The sequence below is a fragment of the Streptomyces sp. CB01249 genome (assembly GCF_001905735.1).
Classification (GTDB): domain Bacteria; phylum Actinomycetota; class Actinomycetes; order Streptomycetales; family Streptomycetaceae; genus Streptomyces.
In genome coordinates this window covers 794,934-813,660 of sequence record NZ_LISW01000002.1, presented here as the reverse complement: position 1 = coordinate 813,660, position 18,727 = coordinate 794,934, and the positions used below count along the sequence as shown (strand labels likewise).

Here is an 18,727-nt window from a genome sequence, read left to right as displayed (position 1 = left end):
ACGGGCAACCCCTGGTCCGGGGCCCGGCTCGTAGACTCGCCGGACGGGCCGGACCGGTCCGCGGGGCGGGGACGGCGGGGAGTCGCGACATGGTCAGGTGGGTCCAGCGGACGGGCGCCGAGGCGCTGTCGGCACGGCAGGACGGCATACGGCGGACCTACGCGGAGGCGTTCGCGGGCCCGCCGTGGCACGAGGACCCGGATCAGGCCGACGGCTACGTCCACCGCCTGGCGGAGGACGCCGCCCGTCCCGGATTCAGGGCCGCGCTCGCGCTGGACGGCGTCCCGGAGGAGCCGGACGCCGCCTCGGTGGTGGGGTTCGCGACGGCCTGGACCACCGCCTCCCCCTTCCCGTCCACCCGGGGCTACGCGGCCGTCGCCTCGGTCCTGGGCCCTGAACGGACGGCGGACTGGCTCGTCGGCGCGCTGGAGGTGGACGAACTCGCGCTCAGCCCGCACGCCCGGGGGACCGGCCTGGCGGCCGCGCTCCTGGAGTCCGTCACCGCCTCCGCGCCCGGGGGCCGCTGCTGGCTGCTGACCTCGGCGGACGCCGGACCCGCGGTGCGCCTCTACCGGCGGCTCGGCTGGCGCCGGGCGCCCGGCCGTGCGGACGGCCCGGACATCGCCGTGTTCCTCGGGCCCGGGCATCCGGCGCTGCGGGATGCCGCACTGCGCGTCGACGCATGAGCAGTGGACGTATAAGCAGTGGACAACCCCCGTTCCGCCCGGGAGGCTGTGCGGCGATGACACGCACCGATACGCCTCCCGCATGGGACGAGCGCACCCAGCTGACCACGTTTCTCGACTACACCCGCGCCACCGCGGTCGCCAAGTGCGAAGGGCTCTCGCAGGAGGACGCCGTGCGCGCGCCCCTGCCCGGCTCCCCGCTGATGACCATCGCGGGGGTGGTCAACCATCTGCGCTGGGTCGAGTACTACTGGTTCGAGGTGGTCTTCCTCGGCGGCGAGGACGAGGGCCCGTGGACGGACGAGGACCCCGACCGCGAGATGCGGATCGCCGTCGACATGCCGCTCGCCGATGTGCTGCGGGAGTACGAGGAGCAGTGCGCCCGCAACCGGAAGCTGGTCGCGGCCCACGACCTGGACGCCCGGGCCGAACGGGTGCGCGTGGGCGGCCGGCAGCCCGACCTGCGCTGGATCCTGCTCCACCTCGTCGAGGAGACGGCCCGTCACAACGGCCACATCGACATCATCCGCGAGATCGTGGACGGGACGACCGGCGACTAGTCCTGCCGGGCCCGGTCCAGTTCGACGTTGAACTGGGCCCCGGACAACAGGGCCAGGTTGGTGAACCAGACCCAGATCAGGAACACCACCAGGCCCGCCAGTGAGCCGTACAGCCGGCTGTAGGAGCCGATGTACGTGGCGTACAGCGCGAATCCCGCCGACGCGGCCAGCCACAGCAGCGCCGCGAGCACCCCGCCGGGCACGGCCTGCCGGGCCCGGCGGGCCGGCTCCGGGCCGGTGCGGAAGAGCACCGTGATCAGCCCGGCGACCAGGCAGAGCAGCAGCGGCCACTTCAGCACCGCCCACACCGCGTCTCCCACATGGGTCAGGCCGAGCCGGTGCCCGGCCCAGCGCGCCAGCGGTCCGGTGAGCACGAGGGCGAACGCGCTGGCCATCATCAGCAGGAGCAGCCCGACCGCCCACGCCACGATGATGTGCGCCTGGCGCAGCGCGGGCCGGGTGTCGTGCACGCCGTGCATGGCGTGCAGCGCCCGCCGGAACACCGCGAGATAGCTGGACGCGGACCACAGCGCGCTGACGGACCCGGTCGCGACGAGCACCCAGACGGCGGTGCGCTGCTGGGTGGCGGCCTCCAGCGGCTCGCGCAGCGCGGCGGCGGCCTCGGCGGGCGCGAAGGCGGTGATGTCGGCGATCAGCGCACCGGTGGCACCCGGGCTGGCGAGCCCGATGACGGACACGGTCACCAGCAGCGCGGGCAGCAGGGCGAGGATCGCGTAGTACGTGAGGGCCGCGGCCCAGTCCGATATGTCGTCGTTCCACAGCGAGACGGGGGTGCGGCGCAGCGCGAGCGGCCAGCGCCTGGCCCCGCCGGGGCCGGGGGCGGTCGGCGGGGTTCTGCGCGGGTGGGGCGGGGCCCCGGCGGCGGTACCGCTGGACTGACTGGACACGGTTGCGGCTCCGGGGACGTGAGCGGTGGGAAAGGCGTGGTGACGGGGGTACGGGCCGGGCCCGCTCCCCGTCTCTCCTCTTCTGCTCATGTTCCCGCCCGGTACACCCCGTTCCGCACCGGGGTGCGCTGCCGGACCTCCCGTTGTCGTACCCCGCCCGTACGCTCCCCCCATGAGCGTCTCCCTGTACTACACCGCGCGCCGCGCGACCCCGCTGACCGGGTCGGAGTCGGCCGCCGTCGCCCGTATCGTCACCGAGCGCCAGACGTCGTTCCCGTACGAGGACGAGGAGAGCCTGTTCGTGTACGACCCCGGGACATCGGACCCGGGGACCGTTCTCGACGGCTCCACCAAGATGCCGTTCGACCCCGGCCGGCTGCTGCCGGTGGTCGCCCATGTGCTGGACTCGGTCACGGAGTTCCGGCGGGCGCTGCCGGACGCCGACTGGCATGTGCACATGGACGACCTGGACGTCGAGTGGGACGAGGCCCGGGGCTACGAGCTGCCCGGGATGCGCGACCCGGACCTCATCGCGGATCTTGCCGCGATCCCGGACGCGGTGGAGAACGCGCCGGACGGCCCTGCCACGCTTGGCCCGTGACCACCTCGCCCGTGACACCCGACGCCCCCGACGTCCTGCGCCGCCCGCTGCTCACCCAGCAGTGGCTCGACCTCTGCTTCGTCCACTGGGCCGTGGAGCCGGAGGCGGTGGCGGGGCTGCTGCCGGCGGGGACGGTGCCCGACACGTTCGACGGGGCCACGTACGTCGGTCTCGTGGCCTTCCGGATGCACCGGGTGGGGTGGCTGGGGCTGCCCGGTGTGCCGTACCTCGGCTCGTTCCCCGAGACGAACGTCCGCCTGTACTCGGTGGACGAGCGGGGGCGGCGCGGGGTCGTCTTCCGCTCGCTGGACGCGTCCCGGCTGGTCCCCGCGGCGATGGGGCGGCTGGGCTTCGGCCTGCCGTACGTGTGGTCCCGGATGCGGGTGGAGGCGGCCGGCGACACGATCGGCTACACCAGCTCGCGCCGCGTGCCCGGCCCTCGCGGCGCGTACAGCCGCATCACCGTGCGCCCCGGTGAACGGATAGACCGGCCCACCGAGTTGGAGCACTTCCTCACCGCGCGCTGGGGCCTGCACCAGTCCCTCCTCGGCCGCACCGCCTACCTGCGCAACGACCACCCGCGCTGGCCGCTGCACCGCGCGGACCTGCTCGTCTGCGAGGAGAACCTGATCGAGGCGGCGGGCCTGCCGGCCCCGGGCGGGGCGCCCATCAGCGTGCTGTACTCCCCCGGGGTGCCGGTCCGGCTGGGCGGCCCGTCCTGACCGAAAACCGCTTGCCGCCGCCCTGGCCTCCGCCTACCTTGGGACGCATGGGTTCTCTGTGATACTTCCCCTGCGCCTGCGTTGAGCCCGGCTCCGCAGTAGCGCATTCTCCCGCGCCTCCGCATTCCCACGCCTTCGCGGCTCCGTGACGCCTGCCCTTCCGGCACGCGTCCTCGGTGCGCCGTCGGCGTGCGCGGACGCGCCCCGACCACCGCGCGCCGATCGGCACGGGCCGAGAATCAGGGGCTTTTCATGCACACCGGACAACTCACCCTTCAGAACGTCACCCGCCGCTACGACGACCGCGTCGTGCTGGACGACGTCACCTTCACCGTCGCGCCCGGCGAACGGGCCGGCGTCATCGGCGACAACGGGGCCGGCAAGTCCACGCTGCTCCGGCTGATCGCCGGGCTCGACCGGCCCGACAACGGGGAGCTGACCGTCGTCGCGCCCGGCGGCACGGGCTACCTCGCCCAGGCGCTCGCCCTGCCCGCCGGGGCCACCGTCCAGGACGCGGTGGACGCGGCGCTCGCCGGGCTGCGGGAGCTGGAGGCCCGGATGCGCCGGGCCGAGGCCGGGCTCGCGGGCCTGGCGGGCGCGGAGCTGACCGCCGCGCTGGAGGCGTACGCGCTGCTGGTCGCGCGGTACGAGGCGCGCGCCGGTTACGAGGCCGACGCGCGGGTGGACATCGCCCTGCACGGTCTCGGGCTGCCCGGCCTGGACCGGGACCGGCCGCTGTCCACCCTGTCGGGCGGCGAGCGGTCGCGGCTGGCGCTGGCGGGGACGCTGGCCTCCCGGCCCGAACTGCTGCTGCTGGACGAGCCGACCAACGACCTGGACGACCGGGCGGTGGACTGGCTGGAGAACCACCTGCGGGCGCACCGGGGCACCGTGCTCGCCGTGACGCACGACCGGGTGTTCCTGGAACGGGTCACCACGACGATCCTGGAGGTCGGCGAGGGCCGGGTGACGCGGTACGGGGACGGCTACGAGGGCTACCTCGGCGCGAAGGCCGCCGATCGCCGCCGCCGGCTGCGGGAGTACGCGGACTGGCGCGCCGAGCTGGCCCGCAACCGCGAGCTGGCCGCGTCCAACGTGGCCCGGCTGGACGCGATCCCGCGCAAGGTGCCGCTCACCGTGTTCGGGCACGGCGGCTTCCGGGCGCGGGGGCGGGGGCACGGGGCGATGGTCCGCATCCGCAACGCGAAGGAGCGCGTCGAGCGGCTGACGGAGCGGCCGGTCGCGCCGCCGCCGGATCCGCTGGTGTTCGCCGCCCGGGTGACCGCCGCGGAGGCGTCCGCCCCCCGGATCGCGGCGGAGCTGGCCGGAATCCGCGTCGGCCGCCGCCTCTCCGTGCCCGCGCTGCGAATCGGGGGCGCGGAACGGCTGCTGGTCACGGGGGCGAACGGGGCCGGCAAGTCGACGCTGATGCGGGTGCTCGCGGGTGAGCTGCGGCCGGACGCGGGGACCGTGCGGACGCGGGGGCGGGTCGGGTACCTGCGCCAGGAGGAGACGCCGTGGCCGGCCGGTCTGACGCTCCCGGAGGCCTACGCCCACGGGCGCGGCGGTGACCTCGACGCGCACACGGAACACCTGCTGTCGCTGGGCCTGTTCGGCCCGGCGGACCTGCGCCTCCGGGTGGGCGAGCTGTCCTACGGGCAGCGGCGCCGGATCGAACTGGCCCGTCTGGTCGGCGAACCCGTCGACCTGCTCCTGCTGGACGAGCCGACGAACCACCTCTCCCCGGCGCTGGTGGAGGAGCTGGAGGGCGCGCTGGCCGGGTTCGGGGGTGCGGTGGTGGTCGTCACGCACGACCGGCGGCTGCGGGGCCGCTTCCGCGGGAGGCGGCTGGAACTGGACGGTGGGCGGGTGGTGGAACGTACCGAAGCGGCATGATGGGCCGATAGGGCACTGGCTTGATGGCTGAAAACAACCCCCTCCAAAGGGATCCAGCACCAGTCATATGAACACCAGCCGACTTTTTGACAGCTGGCTCATAGACAACCCCTGGGGGGGCTTTGCACCTGTCTTCACTGAAATCGGGCCGCACCGGCCGCGCGCACGCGAAGCGCGCGCGCCGGATCGCGGCCTGCACCGCGCTCGTCCTCTCCGCCGGCATGCTGCTGGCGGCCCCGGCCTCGGCCGACGACGCGAAGGGCGCCGAGGCGCCGAAGGCCGTGGGCTCGACGCCGCGCATGGACATCACCGGCGACGGCAAGAGCGACATCCTGTACCAGACACGGGAGGGGTACCTGTTCCAGTCGGTGGCTACGTCGGTGGCCGACTACCCTCTCCGGCTCAACGACCCCAGTGACCCCGGCGAGCGGATCGTCTACAAGGACATCATCGCCCCGGGTGACCTGCAGGGCGACGGCATGCCCGAACTCCTCACCCTGACGGCGTCCGGCACGCTCACGCTGCACCCGATGTTCGGCATGGACCCGGAAGGGGCCGCTCCCACCTGGTCCGGGAAGGGCTGGCAGAAGTACAACAAGATCGTCGCGCCGGGCGACCTGACCGGTGACGGTCACAACGACCTGATCGCGCGCACGCCCGCCGGTGACATCTATCTCTACGTCTCCACCGGGCGCATCGACGGCGAGCCCTTCGAGCCCGCCGTCAAGGTGGCGTCCGGCTGGGACACGTACGACCAGATCGTCGGCCTGAACGACTCCACCGGCGACGGGATCGGCGATGTCGTCACCCGGACCCCCTCCGGTGACCTGTACTTCCACATGGGCACCGGGGACGCTTCGAAGCCCTTCAAGGCAGCGTCCAAGATCGGCTACGGGTTCGACACGTACAACCAGCTCGTGGGTGTGGACGACATCAACGGGGACGGCAACGGCGACCTCATGGGCCGTACGCCGAACGGCGACACGTACATCTACCGCTTCTCCGGTATCGGCTACTACCGTGCGAGGATCCCCGGCACCTTCGGGTGGCAGAAGGCGGCCATGTTCGTCGGTGCGGGCGGCAACCCGGACTTCGGCAAGCGGAGCGTCATGGGGGTCACCTCCGAGGGCTCCGGGTACGTGTACGACTCCAAGAACAACGGCGAGTTCTTCGCCCGCGAGAGCCGGTTCGCCTTCCCCGAGGGGTGGGTGCGGGTTGCCTCGTCCCTCGGCGACGACGGGCGCGCGGACAACCTCTGGGTGAAGAACGGCGTGCTGTACGCCGCGGGTGGGCGGATCAGCGCCGGCTGGGACGTCTACAACGACCTCATCGGCCCCGGCGACCTGAGCGGCGACGGCGCGGGCGACATACTCGCGCGCGACACCAAGGGCGACCTCTACCTGTACCAGGGGAACGGCAAGGGCACCGCGCTCGCGGCGAAGATCAAGGTGGGCTACGGCTACGGCTCGTACCGCCACATCGTCGGCGCGGGTGACCTCACGGGGGACGGCCGGGCGGACGTCGTGGGCATCGCCGAGGACGGCACGCTGTACCTGTACGAGGGCACGGGCAAGGCGTCCGCGCCGCTGAAGGCACGCGTGAAGATCGGCTCCGGCTTCGACATCTACAACAAGTTCGCCGCGATCGGCGACCTCAACGGGGACGGCAAGGCCGACCTGGTGGGGGTCAACGGCTACGGCGACCTGTACCGGTACACGTCGACCGGTACGGGCAAGCTCAACAAGCGCGTCCGGATCGGCTACGGCTTCAACACCTACACGGCCCTGCGCTGATCCCCCGCGCGGCGACGGCCCTTGTGCCGTCGCCGCGCGGTGCGGTCAGCTCTGCGAGCCGGTCTCGCCGCGTTGGAAGGAGACCTCCACGCGGCGGTTCTTGCGGCGGCCGTCCTCGTCGTCGTTGCTGGCGATCGGGTAGTCCTCGCCGTAGCCCCGGATCTCGAACGTGATCCCGGAGCCGCCGAGCGCCTCGTCCAGTACGTTGTGGACGGCCTCGGCGCGCTTCTTGGACAGCACGTCGCCGTGTTCGGAGGAGCCGAGGTCGTCGGTGAACCCGAAGACCCTGACCTTCTTGGCGTCCTGCCGCTTGATCTCCTCGGCGATAGCGTTGATCCGCCCCTTGGCCTCACCGCTGAGCTTGGCGCTGTCCTTGCCGAAGAGCACTTCCGCCTGGAGAGCGAACTTGATGTCGGCGTTGGTGTCCTCGCGGCGCTCCTCGCCGCCGAGGTCCTCGATGACGGACTTGATGTCGAGGACTTTGGGCGGAGCGAGGGTGGCGCCCTCGGGGAGCTTCAGGTCGGTGTCGTGGGGGTCGATCTCGACGGGGGGTTCAGCGGACGCGGACGGATAGGGACTGTCCCCGGCAACCGCCTCCGGGGCCACGGCCCCGACACCCCCCAGGGCGACCACCCCGGCGAGGAGGGTTGTCGTGACGCGGCGGGGGGTCATCCGGAGATCTCGATCGTCGCCGAGCTGAACCCTGGGAACTGAACGCTCACCTCGGAGGTCGTCGGAGCGGGTGCCGGGAACTGCGCGAAGAAGGGCAGACTCGCACCTGCGTCGATCCCTGAGTCGTAGTTCGTCGTGGTCAGGGGGCGGTCGTTGGTGTCCCGGAGCACGTAGTAGCGCTTCTTCGCCTGGGAATCGACCAGCGTCATCGCCGCCAGGGAGGGGCCCGTCGCGACGACCGCTTCCTCCTTGCCGCTCCACTCCACCGGCGTGACCACGCGGCTGCCGGAGGTGTTCTTCAGCTCGCCCGTCAGCGTCAGGAAGCCACCCTGGTCACGCTGGGCGGTGTGGATCACCATGTCGATGCCCATGGCGCCCTTGACGGTCGCGAGGATCTTGTCGCTGTCCGTATCCGTTGGGCCCTGCCCGGCCGGCTTCTTGTCACCGGCCTCGGGCGCCGCGGACGAGCTCGAAGGAGCCTTGTTTCCCGCGTCGCCCTTGTCGTCCCCGCCGCAAGCCGCCACGGAAAGAGCCAACGTCCCGATCAGCAATGCTGCGGCACCGGTTCGGCGCATGCTTCTCACGTACCGAATACTCATTGCTCCAGTTCCTTTGCGTTCACTTCGCGATCGGTCAGTTTTCGGCCAGATGGACGGAAAAGAAATCAGCCATGTCGGGCATGGGTTCCGTTCCTTCCGGATCAATCCCCCATTCCAGGCCACCATCACAGCGAACCTTGCCGATCGGCTTATCCGGCGTGTCCGGGGCGTCCGGGTCCGGACTCGAACTCGGGCCAGGGCTCGGATCTTCGTCCGGGTCGCTGTCCGGGTCCGGGATGAACGTGCAGCGCGGTTCGACAACGGCCACGGCAACGGCTGTCGCCTTCTTTCCTCCGGTGCCCGGGATGACGTTCGTGCTCATGCCCTTGTCGGACCTCAGGCTGACCTTGTAGCCCCACCTGCCGTCGGCCAGTGGCCGGCAGCGGACCCCGCTCGCCTTGTTCCGGGCGGCGAAGTCGGATGCCTTCCCGCAGGCGTCGCCGGCCACTCCGACGAAGGCGGCGTTGAACACGGAGTCGAGGTAGTCGGGGTCCGTGAGGTGGGCCTCCAGATCCGGTGCGAGCAGGCCGCGCGATTCCTTGGCAGCCGCCAACGCGGCGGCGTCGGCCGCACTCTGTGCACCGTTGCGCTGGATGTCGGCCTCGCCGAACGCCAAGAAGATCAACGCGACGAAGAGCAGGCCCGTCACCGCTGCGATGTACAGCGGTGTGGCCTGCCCCGACTCGCGCTTCACCCCTTCGAACCCCCGCCGGATCCACCGTTGAGAACGGAGTCGATCTTCGCCTTGAACTTCGTGGCGATCGTCGTCCCGAGGTTCGTGCTCATCAGGGCGATCACGATCGCGACCACGAGGATGGTGATGCCGACATACTCGATCGCGCCTTGGCCCTTGTCGCTGCGGCGTTTGACCGCCTCCATGACGGTGTTCTTCCAGCCGTTGACGTACGTCCGCGTGGTGACGACAGCCTGCAGCATCATGTCCGTCATGGTGCCCCCTCCGATTTCGACCGACCGGGAATCGGTCGTTGGTCGACGCAGATGAAAGTAACGGCGGTGATCCGCTGATGGGATATGCCCGGCGCGATCACGTCCATCACCTTCACCTCCCGCCCGCTCAGCTCCGAATGTCCCACAAATGGCCCCGGTGCGCGGCATTTCGTCGTGACCGATCTGCTGACTTGTGCTCAGCTGCCGAAGATCTCATTGATGTTCACGTTCGCCGCGTAGTAGAAGCCGACCGCGATCAGGATGATCGTGCCCGGGAGCATGAAGCTCGTGACGATCAGGGTGGCCTTGGGGACTGCCTTGGAGGCCTTGCGGCGGGCGTTCTGGGCGTCCGTGCGGCGCATGTCGTTGGCGATCTGGATCAGGGTGTCGACGATGGGGGCGCCCAGCTCCTCGCCCTGCTGGAGGGCGGAGACGAACATCGAGACCTGTTCGGACTCGTTGCGGCGGCGGAGCTGGTCGAAGGCGTCGCGTCTGCTGACGCCCATGTCCATCTGGCGCAGGGTGATGCGGAGCTCGTCGGACCACGGACCGGTGTACTTCTCCGAGACCCGCTCCAGCGCCTGCCGGAAGCCCAGTCCGGCCGAGACGACGACCGCGAGGACGTCCAGGAAGTCGGGCAGGGTGCGCTCGATGTCGTCCTTGCGTCGGGCGATGGCCGCCCGGATGATCACGTCCGTCCAGAAGAGGCCGTAGACGAGCAGGATGATCGCCAGGACCACCTGCCCGTTCATCAGCATCGCCAGGGCGGCCAGGATGCCGAGCCCGCCGAAGACCGCGCGCCGGGCGGCGTAGCGGTCGACGGTCAGGCCGCGCGGGTTGCCCGCCATGTCGAGTTTCCGGCGGATGCGGTCGACCCGCCGGGGGCCCATCAGCGACAGGACCCGCGGCGCGTACCGCATGCCGATGCGGTCGATGGCCGACCCGGCCGCGCTGGTGCGGCTGGCACCGACCTCCAGGGCGAGGACCAGGTCGCCGGGGAGCTTGGCGTCCGCGCGGTACATGCGGACACCATGGAAGGCGCCGAGGACGGCGAGTCCCATGACGGCGGCGAGCAGGATCTCCATGTGTGTCTCCTTCCGGCCCTCAGATGCGGACGCGCGTCAGGCGGTTGATCAGGAAGAAGCCGAGGCCGTAGAGCCCGGCGGCGACGACGATCGCGATGCGGCCGGGGGTCGCGGCGGCCATGTCGTCCAGTGCGCCGCCCCGCATGGTGTTGATGAGGAGCAGGAACAGCAGCCCGAGGACGGGGACGGCGACGGCGGTGACCTTCACCTGGGAGAGGAGGGTGGTGACCTCGCGCCGGGTCTCCTTGCGCTCCTCCAGCGTGTTGGTGAGGTTGCGCAGCGAGGAGACGATGGTGCCGCCCGCCCGGTTGGAGAGGATGAGCGTCGATACGAGGACCGTCAGCTCGCGGGAGGGCAGCCGTTCCACGAGTTCGTTGAGGGCGTCGTCCAGGGAGTGCCCGATCGCCAGGCGGTCGGCGACGCGCCGCAGTTCCTCGTGGGCGGGGTCGTCCAGCTCCTCGACGGCCATGGAGATCGCGGTGCGCAGGGCGAGCCCGGCCTGGGTGGCGTTGGCGAGGACGCGGGTGAGTTCGGGGAGCTGGCTGATGAACGCCTCGGTGCGTTTGGCGCGCTGCCAGTTGAGGAAGGCGTTGCCGCCCCACGCGCCGATGAGGACGGCGAGGAGCCCGAAGAACGAGGCGAACACGGCCGCGGTGACGAAGTAGAGCGCGAGTAGGGCGGCGACGACGTACACCGCGTACTCGCCGGGCGTGAGGTCGAGCCCGGTGACCGCGAGCTTCCGCTCGATCCGCTTGCCGAGGCCGGTCCGCCGCAGCCTGCGGTCGATCGACCGGAAGCGCCGGGCGCGCCCCTCGATCGCCGGGGGGCCGGTCCGGGACAGGCGGTCGATGAGCGCCCGCTGCTGTTCCCTGCCGGAGGCGAAGACACGCAGGCCGACGACGGCGAGCACACAGGCGAGCAGGGTCACGCCGACCGTCAGGAGCGGCAGGTTGTCCATGTCGGGAAGCGCCTTCCAGGGGGTGAGGGGGTCAGGCAGTCGGCGTACGGGTCAGCAGTTGCTCGTCCGTATGGGCGACCCCGAACGCCGGGGGGACGGTCTCGTTCGCCATGTAGAAGCGGTCCGCGACCCGGCGGGGCACGGGGAAGTACGCGAACTGCCCGTACACACGCCCGTCCGCCGCCATCGGGAGGGCGTCGAAGCGGCAGACGGAGACGATGCGGTAGTCCTCGCGGCCGTACGAGTCCACGACGGCGATCTCCGTGACGCGGCGGGAGCCGTCGCCGTGCCGGGTCAGCTGGATGATGACGTCGACGGCGCTGTTGATCTGGTCGTGGATCGCGGCGAACGGGATCTCGACCTCGGACATGGAGCTGAGGGTCTGGAGCCGCATCAGCGCGTCCTCCGCGCTGTTGGCGTGGACGGTGGCGAGGGACCCGTCGTGGCCGGTGGACATGGCCTGGAGCATGTCGAGGGTCTCGCCGCCCCGGACCTCGCCGACGATGATGCGGTCGGGCCGCATGCGCAGGGAGTTGCGGACGAGGTCGCGGATGGTGACCCGGCCCTTGCCCTCGACGTTGGGCGGGCGGCTCTCCAGCGTGATGACGTGCGACTGCTGGAGCCGGAGCTCGGCGGAGTCCTCGATGGTGACGATGCGCTCGCCGTCGGGGATCAGCCCGGAGAGCGCGTTGAGCAGCGTCGTCTTGCCGGTGCCGGTAGCGCCGGAGACGATCACGTTGAACTTGGCGCGGACGAACCCGGCGAGCAGGAGCAGCATGTGCTCGTCCAGCGAGCCGAGCGCGATCATCTCCTGGAGCGTGAAGGCGCGGGGGAAGCGCCGGATGGTGAGGATCGGCCCGGACAGGGAGAGCGGCGGGATGACCACGTTGACGCGCTCGCCTGAGGGCAGCCGGGCGTCGACCATCGGATTCGACTCGTCCACCCGGCGGTTGACCGTGGAGACGATGCGCTCGATGGTCTGCATCAGCTGGTCGTGCGAGGAGAAGCGCATCGGCAGGAGTTCGAGGCGGCCGCCGCGCTCCACGTAGACCTGTTCGGGGCCGTTGACCATGATCTCGCTGATGGAGGCGTCCTCCAGGAGCGGTTCGAGGATGCCGAGGCCCAGCGCCTCGTCCACGACCCGGCGGATGAGCTGTGAGCGCTCCACGGAGGACAGGACGGGGCCCTCGCGGCTGATGATGTGGCCGAGGACGCGTTCGAGCCGGGCCCTGCGGTCGGCCGCCGGGAGGGCGGACATCTCGGCGAGGTCGATCTCCTCCAGCAGTTTGGCGCGGTAGGCGCCGACGAGCCGGCTCTCCTCGCTCATCCCGTTCACGGGTTCGGGGCTGGTGATGCGTGCCCGCAGGCTCATGTGATCGACTCCCTCGTTTCCTGTGGCCGCACGGTCGGTTCCGGGTCAGTCGCTCGGCATGGTGGCGCTCTTCTCGACGGAGCCGAAGGAGAACATCGGCAGCAGGGCGGGGACGGAAACCCGCACGGTCACGGTGACCGACTCCGCGCCGGCCCCGGTGCTGACGGTCGCCCCGTCCGCGAGCCAGCCGCTCATGGACTCCCGGGCCACCGCCCCCGCCCGGCCCTGCCGGCCCTCGGTCGACGCCACCCGGGCCGCCGCCCGCGCGGCCGTACCCGCCTGCTGGGCCGCGTACACGGCGAGGCCGAGCTGGACCACGGCCAGCGCGACGACGAGGAGCAGGGTGAGCACGCCCACGTACTCGACGGCGGCCTGCCCGCGCTGCCGGGAGCCGGGACGGCGGCGGGTCACCATGTGTTCCGCCGTTCGTTCCTGGCCTTGGCCTCGCCCGTGGCGTGCATGGGCACGCTGAACGCCCCGGGGAACAGCAGGGGTACGTCTATGCGCACGGTCGCGGTGACCAGCTCGCCGTCGCCGCCGCAGTTGACCACGTGGGCGCTCCAGCCGCCGGGGACGTCCTCGCGGACCGCCCGCGCGCAGGCCGCGCCCGGGTCGCCCTCCGCGACGGCGGCGGCCCGGACGGCCTTGTCGGCGGCGTTCCCCGCCAGGATGTACGTGTAGCAGACGAGCCCCGCCTGCCAGAGCAGGGCGAGGGTGAGCAGGATCAGGGGCAGGGTGCCGACGAACTCGATGGCGGTCTGGCCCCGGTCGGAGCGGGAGCGGGCGTCACGGCGCACGTCTGCGCGTAAGAGGTTCATGGCACGGCACTCCCCCTCGGTGGTCATTTCGCCCGCGCCCGCCGGCCGCCCGACGTGCCGCGGTCTCCCTTGAGCCTGCCCGCTCGGGCGGCCGCTTCCGCGTTCTTGACCAGACCGAGGTCTGCGGCCAGCCCCCAAAGAGCTTGTTTCACGGTGGACTTGGCGTCCAGGTCCTGGAGGCGTCCGGCGTCCACGACGGCCTGGAGCTCCTTGAAGTTGGCGGGGACGGCGGTCCGGGCGACCTTGGTGGCGGTGATCTTCTCGATCAGCGCGGGCTGGATCTCCGTGTGGCGGGTGTGGCGGTTGACGAGGGTGATGGTCTCCTCGGCCTTGCGGACCTGGAGCCGGTCCCAGAGCCGGACCATGCGCTTGGCGGCCCGGACGGTGATCACGTCCGGGGTGGTGACGAGGACGGTCCGGTCGGCCATCTCGACGGCCGCGGCGTTGGCCGAGTTCATGTACGTACCGCAGTCGATGACGACGACCTCGTAGCGGTGGCGCAGGGCGCTGACGGTCTGGCGTACGACGCGGTCGGTGACGTCCTCGCCGCGCTCGCCGTCGGCCGGGGCCAGCAGCAGGGCGACGCCGGACTCGTGGTTGTACAGGGCGTCCTGGAGGACCCGGGGCGAGATGTCCTGGATGGTGGCGAGGTCCACCACGGACCGGCGGAACTGCACGTCGAGGTAGGAGGCGACGTCCCCCGACTGGAGGTCCAGGTCCGCCAGCGCGACGGTGTGCCCGGAGGCGGCGGCGGCCAGGGCGAGCTGGACGGCGGTGACCGTGGTGCCGACGCCGCCCTTCGCGCCGCTGACGGTGACGACGGTGCCGGCGGGTCCGGTGTGCAGCTCGGCCCCGGAGCCGAGGTGGCGGCGAACGCCGACGGACCAGCCGGAGGCGGCCTGGACGCGCTGCGCCAGCTCCTCGTACGAGAGGGGCAGGCCGACCAGTCCGCGGGCGCCGGAGTCCATGGCGGCGGAGTAGAGCCCGGGGCTGGTGTCGGCGGTGACGAGGACGACGCCGACGGCCGGGAAGCGCAGGGCCACTTCCCGGATCAGCTCCAGGGCCGGGACCGGGCCGATCCGTTCGTGCACGAGGACGACCTCGGGGAGCTCGTCCAGGGATTCGGCGGCGAGCCGGGCGAGGGTGTCGAGCAGTGAGGTCGAGTCGCCGAGCGGGGCGGCCGGCTCGGCGTCGGGGAGCTGGCCGAGGAGCCCGGAGACGGCGCGGGCGGCGTCGGCGTCACCGACGGCCGGGAGGATGCGTGTGCTCATCCGGTCCTCACTTGTTCTTGTCTTCGTCGAGGTCGTAGCTGCCCTCGCCCGGGCGCAGGGTGGTCGGGCTGTCGGCGGGGAGCAGGGCGAGGCGTACGTGTTCGGCGAAGGACTCCGCGTAGGCGACGCGCTGGGCGTCGTCGGTGTCCAGGGCGAAGGTGATCGGCACGGCCTCGGTGGGGCCGTCGCCGCGGTCCTCCGGCTTGGGTTCGAGGGAGGTGAGCCGGCCGACGTCGATGACGTGCGCATTGGCCACGATGACGCGCGAGGTGGGCTTCTCCTTGTCGGTGCGGCCGGCGAAGGTGGCGTAGATGTTGACGAGGTTGCCGGGCCTGATCTTGCCGGCGACACCGGTCGCGGCATCGATCATGATGGCGATCTCCTGCTGCCCGCTCTTCAGCTTCGGGCGGTCGACCAGCATGTCTTCCTGGAGCAGGGAGCCCGGGTGCAGTTCGGTGACGGCGATCTTGCCGCGGAGGGCGGAGAGGTCGGTGACGGCGCTCTTGGAGAGCCACCGCTCGGGCATCGAGATCTTCTCGAACTGGCTTGATTCCAGCGGCTTGTAAGGCGCGATGGTGGTCTTCACCCGGTACGCGGTCACCTCGGGGCCCACCTTCGCGTTCACGTCACCGATCACCCACAGCACACCGGCGAAGGCGGCGAGGGCGCACAGGACCGACAGGACGAGCAGGATGACGCCGCGGCGTTGCCGTGAATTCATGGGCGGAGCGACCTCGTTGGGGTATGTGGGCCGGTGGTCGGTACGGAGCGGGGCGGTACGGGGACGTCAGGGGTTCAGCGCGGCGGGGCCGCGCGTGCGGTCCTCGGGCGGGTTCAACGGGGCGTTGCACAGCCCGCAGCGGTCGCCGATGAGTTCGTTTCCGCACCAGGTACAGACCTCTCTGCGCACCGAGGAGACCAGTTGGTAGATCAGTGAGATGTCGGGCAGATAGGCCGCGAACTCGATCATCTTCGGGGTGCCCCACCAGCCGGGGGACTCGTCGGGCAGGACGGCCTCGTGCACCGCCTGGACCTGCCAGGCCCGGGCCAGCGTCCCGGTCACCCACTCGGACGGGGACTGCCCCCGGGCGACCAGGAGGTGCGTGGCGAAGCGGGGGCCGGACAGCTCCCCCGTACCGGCCCTGACCAGCTGGGGTTCCGGGTTGGCGAGCACGCCGAACTGGGCGCCGGGCACCCAGGACTTGGCGTGCGACTTGAGGCTGACGGGCACCCGGTCGAGCCGGGTCACGGAGTGGAGGAGGGCGCCCGCGTGCACGTAGTGGGACAGGAGCCGCGCGGCGGAGGCGATCACTCCGGCGCTGAAGTCGCAGACGGACAACTGCCGTAACTGGCGCACCAGTACGGCCACGCCGAGCGGCGGCAGGTCCGATTTGAGCAGGGCGATCCGGTCGCTCTCCAGGACCGCGCGGACGGTGTGCAGCCGGCGTTCGTGCGCGGCGGAGATGCCGGCCGGGTAGACGGCGATGACGTGTCCGTGCTGTTCCAGGAGGCGCTGCATGTCCTCCAGGGCCTGGTCCAGGGACTGTTCGGCGGGTCCGCGCAGGACGACCGCCGGGGGCGTCTGGCGGTCCTGCGGGGGCAGCACGAGGCCGGGACCGGTCACTGCTATGGCTGTCGGCACGCCGCTCCCCGTTCCTCGGGCCGCCGCGTACCGCCGGCCGCACTCGCTCCCGCCGGGTGCTTCCGCTCGGATGCTCCCGCCTGAGCACTTTATCCACGTACGGCAGGACAGAGAACACTTTCAAGAAGCCCGCGGAGCACGGGCGATGAGGTCATCGGTGCCTTCGGGGGGACCGGAGACCGCCAGAGGTCTTGACAACTTGATTGGTCTGGACCAGTTTATCGGCCAGCGGTGGCCACCGTTCCTCGATTCCACACCCCGGCACCCCCCGTGCCGCCCCCCGCCATCCCCGACTCCCCCCGGAGGCAGCAAGTGGATCGTTCCCCCGCCCCGAGCCGCAGAAGACGCCGTACCCGCCCGGTCCTCGGCTCCGCCGTGGCCGTCGTCGCGGCCGGCGCCCTGACCCTCACCGGGCTCGTGACCAGCGCCGAGGCCGCCGACGTCAACGTCGCCAAGAACGCCGGCTTCGAATCGGGCCTCGCCAACTGGACGTGTACCGGCAACTCCGGCACCACCGTCTCCTCCCCCGTGCACGGCGGCACCTCCGCCCTGAAGGCCACCCCGGCCGGCCAGGACAACGCCAAGTGCTCGCAGACCGTGGCCGTGAAGCCCAACTCCACGTACCAGCTGAGCTCCTGGGTCCAGGGCGGTTACGCGTACCTGGGCGCCAGCGGCACCGGAACCACCGACGTCTCCACGTGGACGCCCGGCTCCTCCGACTGGACGCAGCTGAAGACCAGCTTCACGACCGGCGCGAACACCACGTCCGTCACCGTGTACACGCACGGCTGGTACGGCCAGGCGGCCTACCTCGTGGACGACTTCTCGGTGACCGGCCCCGACGGGGGCGGCGGCACCGACCCCGGCCCGTCGATCCCCGGCGCCCCGGCCGGGCTCGCGGTCGGCTCGACCACGTCGTCCTCGGTCGACCTGTCCTGGAACGCGGTGTCCGGCGCGACCGGCTACACCGTCTACAAGGACGGCGTGAAGGCCACCACCGCCTCCGGAACCTCGGCGACGGTCACCGGTCTCGCGGCCGACACCGCCTACCAGTTCGCGGTGACCGCCACCAACGCGGCCGGTGAGTCCGTGAAGTCGGCGACCGTCAGCGGCCGCACCGCCAAGTCCGGGTCCACCAACCCGAACCCGGGCACCTCCGTGCCGAAGCACGCGGTGACCGGCTACTGGCAGAACTTCAACAACGGCGCGACCGTCCAGAAGCTCAGCGACGTGCCCGCGAACTACGACATCATCGCGGTCTCCTTCGCCGACGCCACGACCACGCCCGGCGCCGTCACCTTCAACCTGGACTCGGCGGGCCTGAACGGCTACACCGTCGACCAGTTCAAGGCCGACATCAAGGCGAAGCAGGCGGCCGGCAAGAACGTCATCATCTCGGTCGGCGGCGAGAAGGGCTCGGTCTCGGTCAACAGCGACGCGTCCGCGACCAACTTCGCCAACTCGCTCTACTCCCTCATCCAGGAGTACGGCTTCAACGGCGTCGACATCGACCTGGAGAACGGCCTCAACTCCACGTACATGACGAAGGCGCTGCGTTCGCTGTCGCAGAAGGCGGGCTCCGGCCTCGTCATCACGATGGCCCCGCAGACCATCGACATGCAGTCCACCGCGGGCGAGTACTTCAAGACGGCGCTCAACATCAAGGACATCCTGACCGTCGTCAACATGCAGTACTACAACAGCGGTTCGATGCTCGGCTGCGACGGCAAGGTCTACTCGCAGGGCTCGGTGGACTTCCTCACCGCGCTCGCCTGCATCCAGCTGGAGGGCGGCCTCGACCCGTCGCAGGTCGGCCTCGGCGTCCCCGCCTCCACCCGGGGCGCGGGCAGCGGCTACGTCGCCCCGTCGGTCGTGAACGCGGCGCTGGACTGCCTGGCCAAGGGCACCAGCTGCGGCAGCTTCAAGCCGTCGAAGACCTACCCGGGTCTGCGCGGCGCGATGACCTGGTCGACCAACTGGGACGCGACGGCCGGCAACGCCTGGTCGAACGCGGTCGGCCCGCACGTCCACGGCCTCCCGTAAACCACATCCCCATGACCAGCAGCGCCGCCGCTCCCCCGGCGGCGCTGCTGCGTGTCCGGACAGCACCCGCGGGCCACGGCTTCGATACCGGTAACGCAACAGTCCTGTAGGGGAGTTGTGCCACCTCATGGCTGTCCGCGTCCGGACGTGGCA

Annotated in this window: 20 protein-coding genes; 7 read left to right on the top strand and 13 right to left on the bottom strand. The window is 71.1% G+C overall.

The window, feature by feature from the left end; translation table 11 throughout:
• The first annotated feature begins 89 nt into the window (after positions 1–89).
• The gene (locus tag AMK18_RS12185) at positions 90–686 is read left to right on the top strand and encodes a GNAT family N-acetyltransferase (RefSeq protein ID WP_073862790.1); all 597 of its coding nucleotides are present in this window, start codon (positions 90–92) and stop codon (positions 684–686) included.
• Between the two features lie 56 nt (positions 687–742).
• The gene (locus AMK18_RS12180; protein ID WP_018100961.1) at positions 743–1,246 is read left to right on the top strand and encodes a DinB family protein; all 504 of its coding nucleotides are present in this window, start codon (positions 743–745) and stop codon (positions 1,244–1,246) included.
• Here AMK18_RS12180 and AMK18_RS12175 read toward each other — a convergent pair.
• Entirely contained in the window at positions 1,243–2,154 is a 912-nt protein-coding gene (locus AMK18_RS12175; protein ID WP_073862789.1) for a YihY/virulence factor BrkB family protein, read from the bottom strand. The genes AMK18_RS12180 and AMK18_RS12175 overlap by 4 nt on opposite strands.
• A 172-nt stretch (positions 2,155–2,326) precedes the next feature.
• On the opposite strand from AMK18_RS12175, the gene AMK18_RS12170 reads away from it, so the two are divergent.
• The 4 genes from AMK18_RS12170 to AMK18_RS12155 all read left to right on the top strand — a co-directional run bounded on the left by AMK18_RS12170 (position 2,327) and on the right by AMK18_RS12155 (position 7,166).
• Complete coding sequence (locus AMK18_RS12170) at positions 2,327–2,755, top strand: hypothetical protein (protein WP_018100963.1); 429 nt, start codon at positions 2,327–2,329, stop codon at positions 2,753–2,755.
• Positions 2,752–3,477: a YqjF family protein gene (locus AMK18_RS12165; protein ID WP_018100964.1), complete on the top strand. Its 726-nt coding sequence runs from the start codon at positions 2,752–2,754 to the stop codon at positions 3,475–3,477. The genes AMK18_RS12170 and AMK18_RS12165 overlap by 4 nt, the downstream gene beginning before the upstream one ends.
• 252 nt (positions 3,478–3,729) lie before the next feature.
• Entirely contained in the window at positions 3,730–5,373 is a 1,644-nt protein-coding gene (locus AMK18_RS12160) for a TlrC/CarA/OleB/SrmB family ABC-F type ribosomal protection protein (protein WP_073862787.1), read from the top strand.
• A gap of 122 nt (positions 5,374–5,495) precedes the next feature.
• Positions 5,496–7,166, top strand: coding sequence for an FG-GAP repeat domain-containing protein (locus tag AMK18_RS12155; RefSeq protein ID WP_073862785.1), 1,671 nt, complete (start codon positions 5,496–5,498; stop codon positions 7,164–7,166).
• 45 nt (positions 7,167–7,211) lie between these two features.
• On the opposite strand, the gene AMK18_RS12150 is transcribed toward AMK18_RS12155, so the two are convergent.
• The 12 genes from AMK18_RS12150 to AMK18_RS12095 all read right to left on the bottom strand — a co-directional run bounded on the left by AMK18_RS12150 (position 7,212) and on the right by AMK18_RS12095 (position 16,513).
• Positions 7,212–7,838 carry an OmpA family protein gene (locus tag AMK18_RS12150; protein ID WP_018100967.1) on the bottom strand — a complete coding sequence of 209 codons (627 nt, stop codon included), beginning with the start codon at positions 7,836–7,838 and terminating at the stop codon, positions 7,212–7,214.
• Positions 7,835–8,362, bottom strand: coding sequence for a hypothetical protein (locus AMK18_RS12145; RefSeq protein ID WP_079199290.1), 528 nt, complete (start codon positions 8,360–8,362; stop codon positions 7,835–7,837). The genes AMK18_RS12150 and AMK18_RS12145 overlap by 4 nt, the downstream gene beginning before the upstream one ends.
• 109 nt (positions 8,363–8,471) lie before the next feature.
• Positions 8,472–9,131, bottom strand: a complete 660-nt coding sequence (locus AMK18_RS12140) for a pilus assembly protein TadG-related protein (RefSeq protein ID WP_073862783.1) — start codon at positions 9,129–9,131, stop codon at positions 8,472–8,474.
• Positions 9,128–9,376 carry a hypothetical protein gene (locus tag AMK18_RS12135; RefSeq protein ID WP_374215665.1) on the bottom strand — a complete coding sequence of 83 codons (249 nt, stop codon included), beginning with the start codon at positions 9,374–9,376 and terminating at the stop codon, positions 9,128–9,130. The genes AMK18_RS12140 and AMK18_RS12135 overlap by 4 nt, the downstream gene beginning before the upstream one ends.
• A 206-nt stretch (positions 9,377–9,582) precedes the next feature.
• Entirely contained in the window at positions 9,583–10,470 is an 888-nt protein-coding gene (locus AMK18_RS12130) for a DUF5936 domain-containing protein (protein ID WP_073862782.1), read from the bottom strand.
• A 19-nt stretch (positions 10,471–10,489) separates the two neighbouring features.
• Complete coding sequence (locus AMK18_RS12125) at positions 10,490–11,428, bottom strand: type II secretion system F family protein (protein WP_073862781.1); 939 nt, start codon at positions 11,426–11,428, stop codon at positions 10,490–10,492.
• A gap of 31 nt (positions 11,429–11,459) precedes the next feature.
• The gene (locus AMK18_RS12120; protein WP_018100973.1) at positions 11,460–12,800 is read right to left on the bottom strand and encodes a CpaF family protein; all 1,341 of its coding nucleotides are present in this window, start codon (positions 12,798–12,800) and stop codon (positions 11,460–11,462) included.
• Positions 12,801–12,845: 45 nt separating this feature from the next.
• Positions 12,846–13,214 carry a TadE/TadG family type IV pilus assembly protein gene (locus tag AMK18_RS12115; RefSeq protein WP_073862780.1) on the bottom strand — a complete coding sequence of 123 codons (369 nt, stop codon included), beginning with the start codon at positions 13,212–13,214 and terminating at the stop codon, positions 12,846–12,848.
• Complete coding sequence (locus AMK18_RS12110) at positions 13,208–13,618, bottom strand: TadE/TadG family type IV pilus assembly protein (RefSeq protein WP_198956983.1); 411 nt, start codon at positions 13,616–13,618, stop codon at positions 13,208–13,210. Before AMK18_RS12110 ends, AMK18_RS12115 begins: the two co-directional genes overlap by 7 nt.
• A gap of 23 nt (positions 13,619–13,641) precedes the next feature.
• Positions 13,642–14,889 carry an AAA family ATPase gene (locus tag AMK18_RS12105; RefSeq protein WP_073862778.1) on the bottom strand — a complete coding sequence of 416 codons (1,248 nt, stop codon included), beginning with the start codon at positions 14,887–14,889 and terminating at the stop codon, positions 13,642–13,644.
• Positions 14,890–14,896: 7 nt separating this feature from the next.
• Positions 14,897–15,610: a Flp pilus assembly protein CpaB gene (gene cpaB, locus AMK18_RS12100; RefSeq protein WP_018100977.1), complete on the bottom strand. Its 714-nt coding sequence runs from the start codon at positions 15,608–15,610 to the stop codon at positions 14,897–14,899.
• Positions 15,611–15,676: 66 nt separating this feature from the next.
• Positions 15,677–16,513 carry a hypothetical protein gene (locus AMK18_RS12095; RefSeq protein ID WP_073862777.1) on the bottom strand — a complete coding sequence of 279 codons (837 nt, stop codon included), beginning with the start codon at positions 16,511–16,513 and terminating at the stop codon, positions 15,677–15,679.
• A gap of 330 nt (positions 16,514–16,843) precedes the next feature.
• Between AMK18_RS12095 and AMK18_RS12090 the strand changes: the two genes are divergently transcribed.
• Positions 16,844–18,574, top strand: coding sequence for a chitinase (locus tag AMK18_RS12090; protein WP_324604574.1), 1,731 nt, complete (start codon positions 16,844–16,846; stop codon positions 18,572–18,574).
• The last annotated feature ends 153 nt before the right edge of the window (positions 18,575–18,727 follow it).

Coding starts and splice junctions, on each gene's coding strand:
- AMK18_RS12185 (WP_073862790.1), top strand. CDS start 90: ATGGTCAGGTGGGTCCAGCGGACGGGCGCCGAGGCGCTGTCGGCACGG.
- AMK18_RS12180 (WP_018100961.1), top strand. CDS start 743: ATGACACGCACCGATACGCCTCCCGCATGGGACGAGCGCACCCAGCTG.
- AMK18_RS12170 (WP_018100963.1), top strand. CDS start 2,327: ATGAGCGTCTCCCTGTACTACACCGCGCGCCGCGCGACCCCGCTGACC.
- AMK18_RS12160 (WP_073862787.1), top strand. CDS start 3,730: ATGCACACCGGACAACTCACCCTTCAGAACGTCACCCGCCGCTACGAC.
- AMK18_RS12150 (WP_018100967.1), bottom strand. CDS start 7,838: ATGACCCCCCGCCGCGTCACGACAACCCTCCTCGCCGGGGTGGTCGCC.
- AMK18_RS12135 (WP_374215665.1), bottom strand. CDS start 9,376: ATGATGCTGCAGGCTGTCGTCACCACGCGGACGTACGTCAACGGCTGG.
- AMK18_RS12130 (WP_073862782.1), bottom strand. CDS start 10,470: ATGGAGATCCTGCTCGCCGCCGTCATGGGACTCGCCGTCCTCGGCGCC.
- AMK18_RS12125 (WP_073862781.1), bottom strand. CDS start 11,428: ATGGACAACCTGCCGCTCCTGACGGTCGGCGTGACCCTGCTCGCCTGT.
- AMK18_RS12120 (WP_018100973.1), bottom strand. CDS start 12,800: ATGAGCCTGCGGGCACGCATCACCAGCCCCGAACCCGTGAACGGGATG.
- AMK18_RS12115 (WP_073862780.1), bottom strand. CDS start 13,214: ATGGTGACCCGCCGCCGTCCCGGCTCCCGGCAGCGCGGGCAGGCCGCC.
- AMK18_RS12110 (WP_198956983.1), bottom strand. CDS start 13,618: ATGAACCTCTTACGCGCAGACGTGCGCCGTGACGCCCGCTCCCGCTCC.
- AMK18_RS12105 (WP_073862778.1), bottom strand. CDS start 14,889: ATGAGCACACGCATCCTCCCGGCCGTCGGTGACGCCGACGCCGCCCGC.
- cpaB (WP_018100977.1), bottom strand. CDS start 15,610: ATGAATTCACGGCAACGCCGCGGCGTCATCCTGCTCGTCCTGTCGGTC.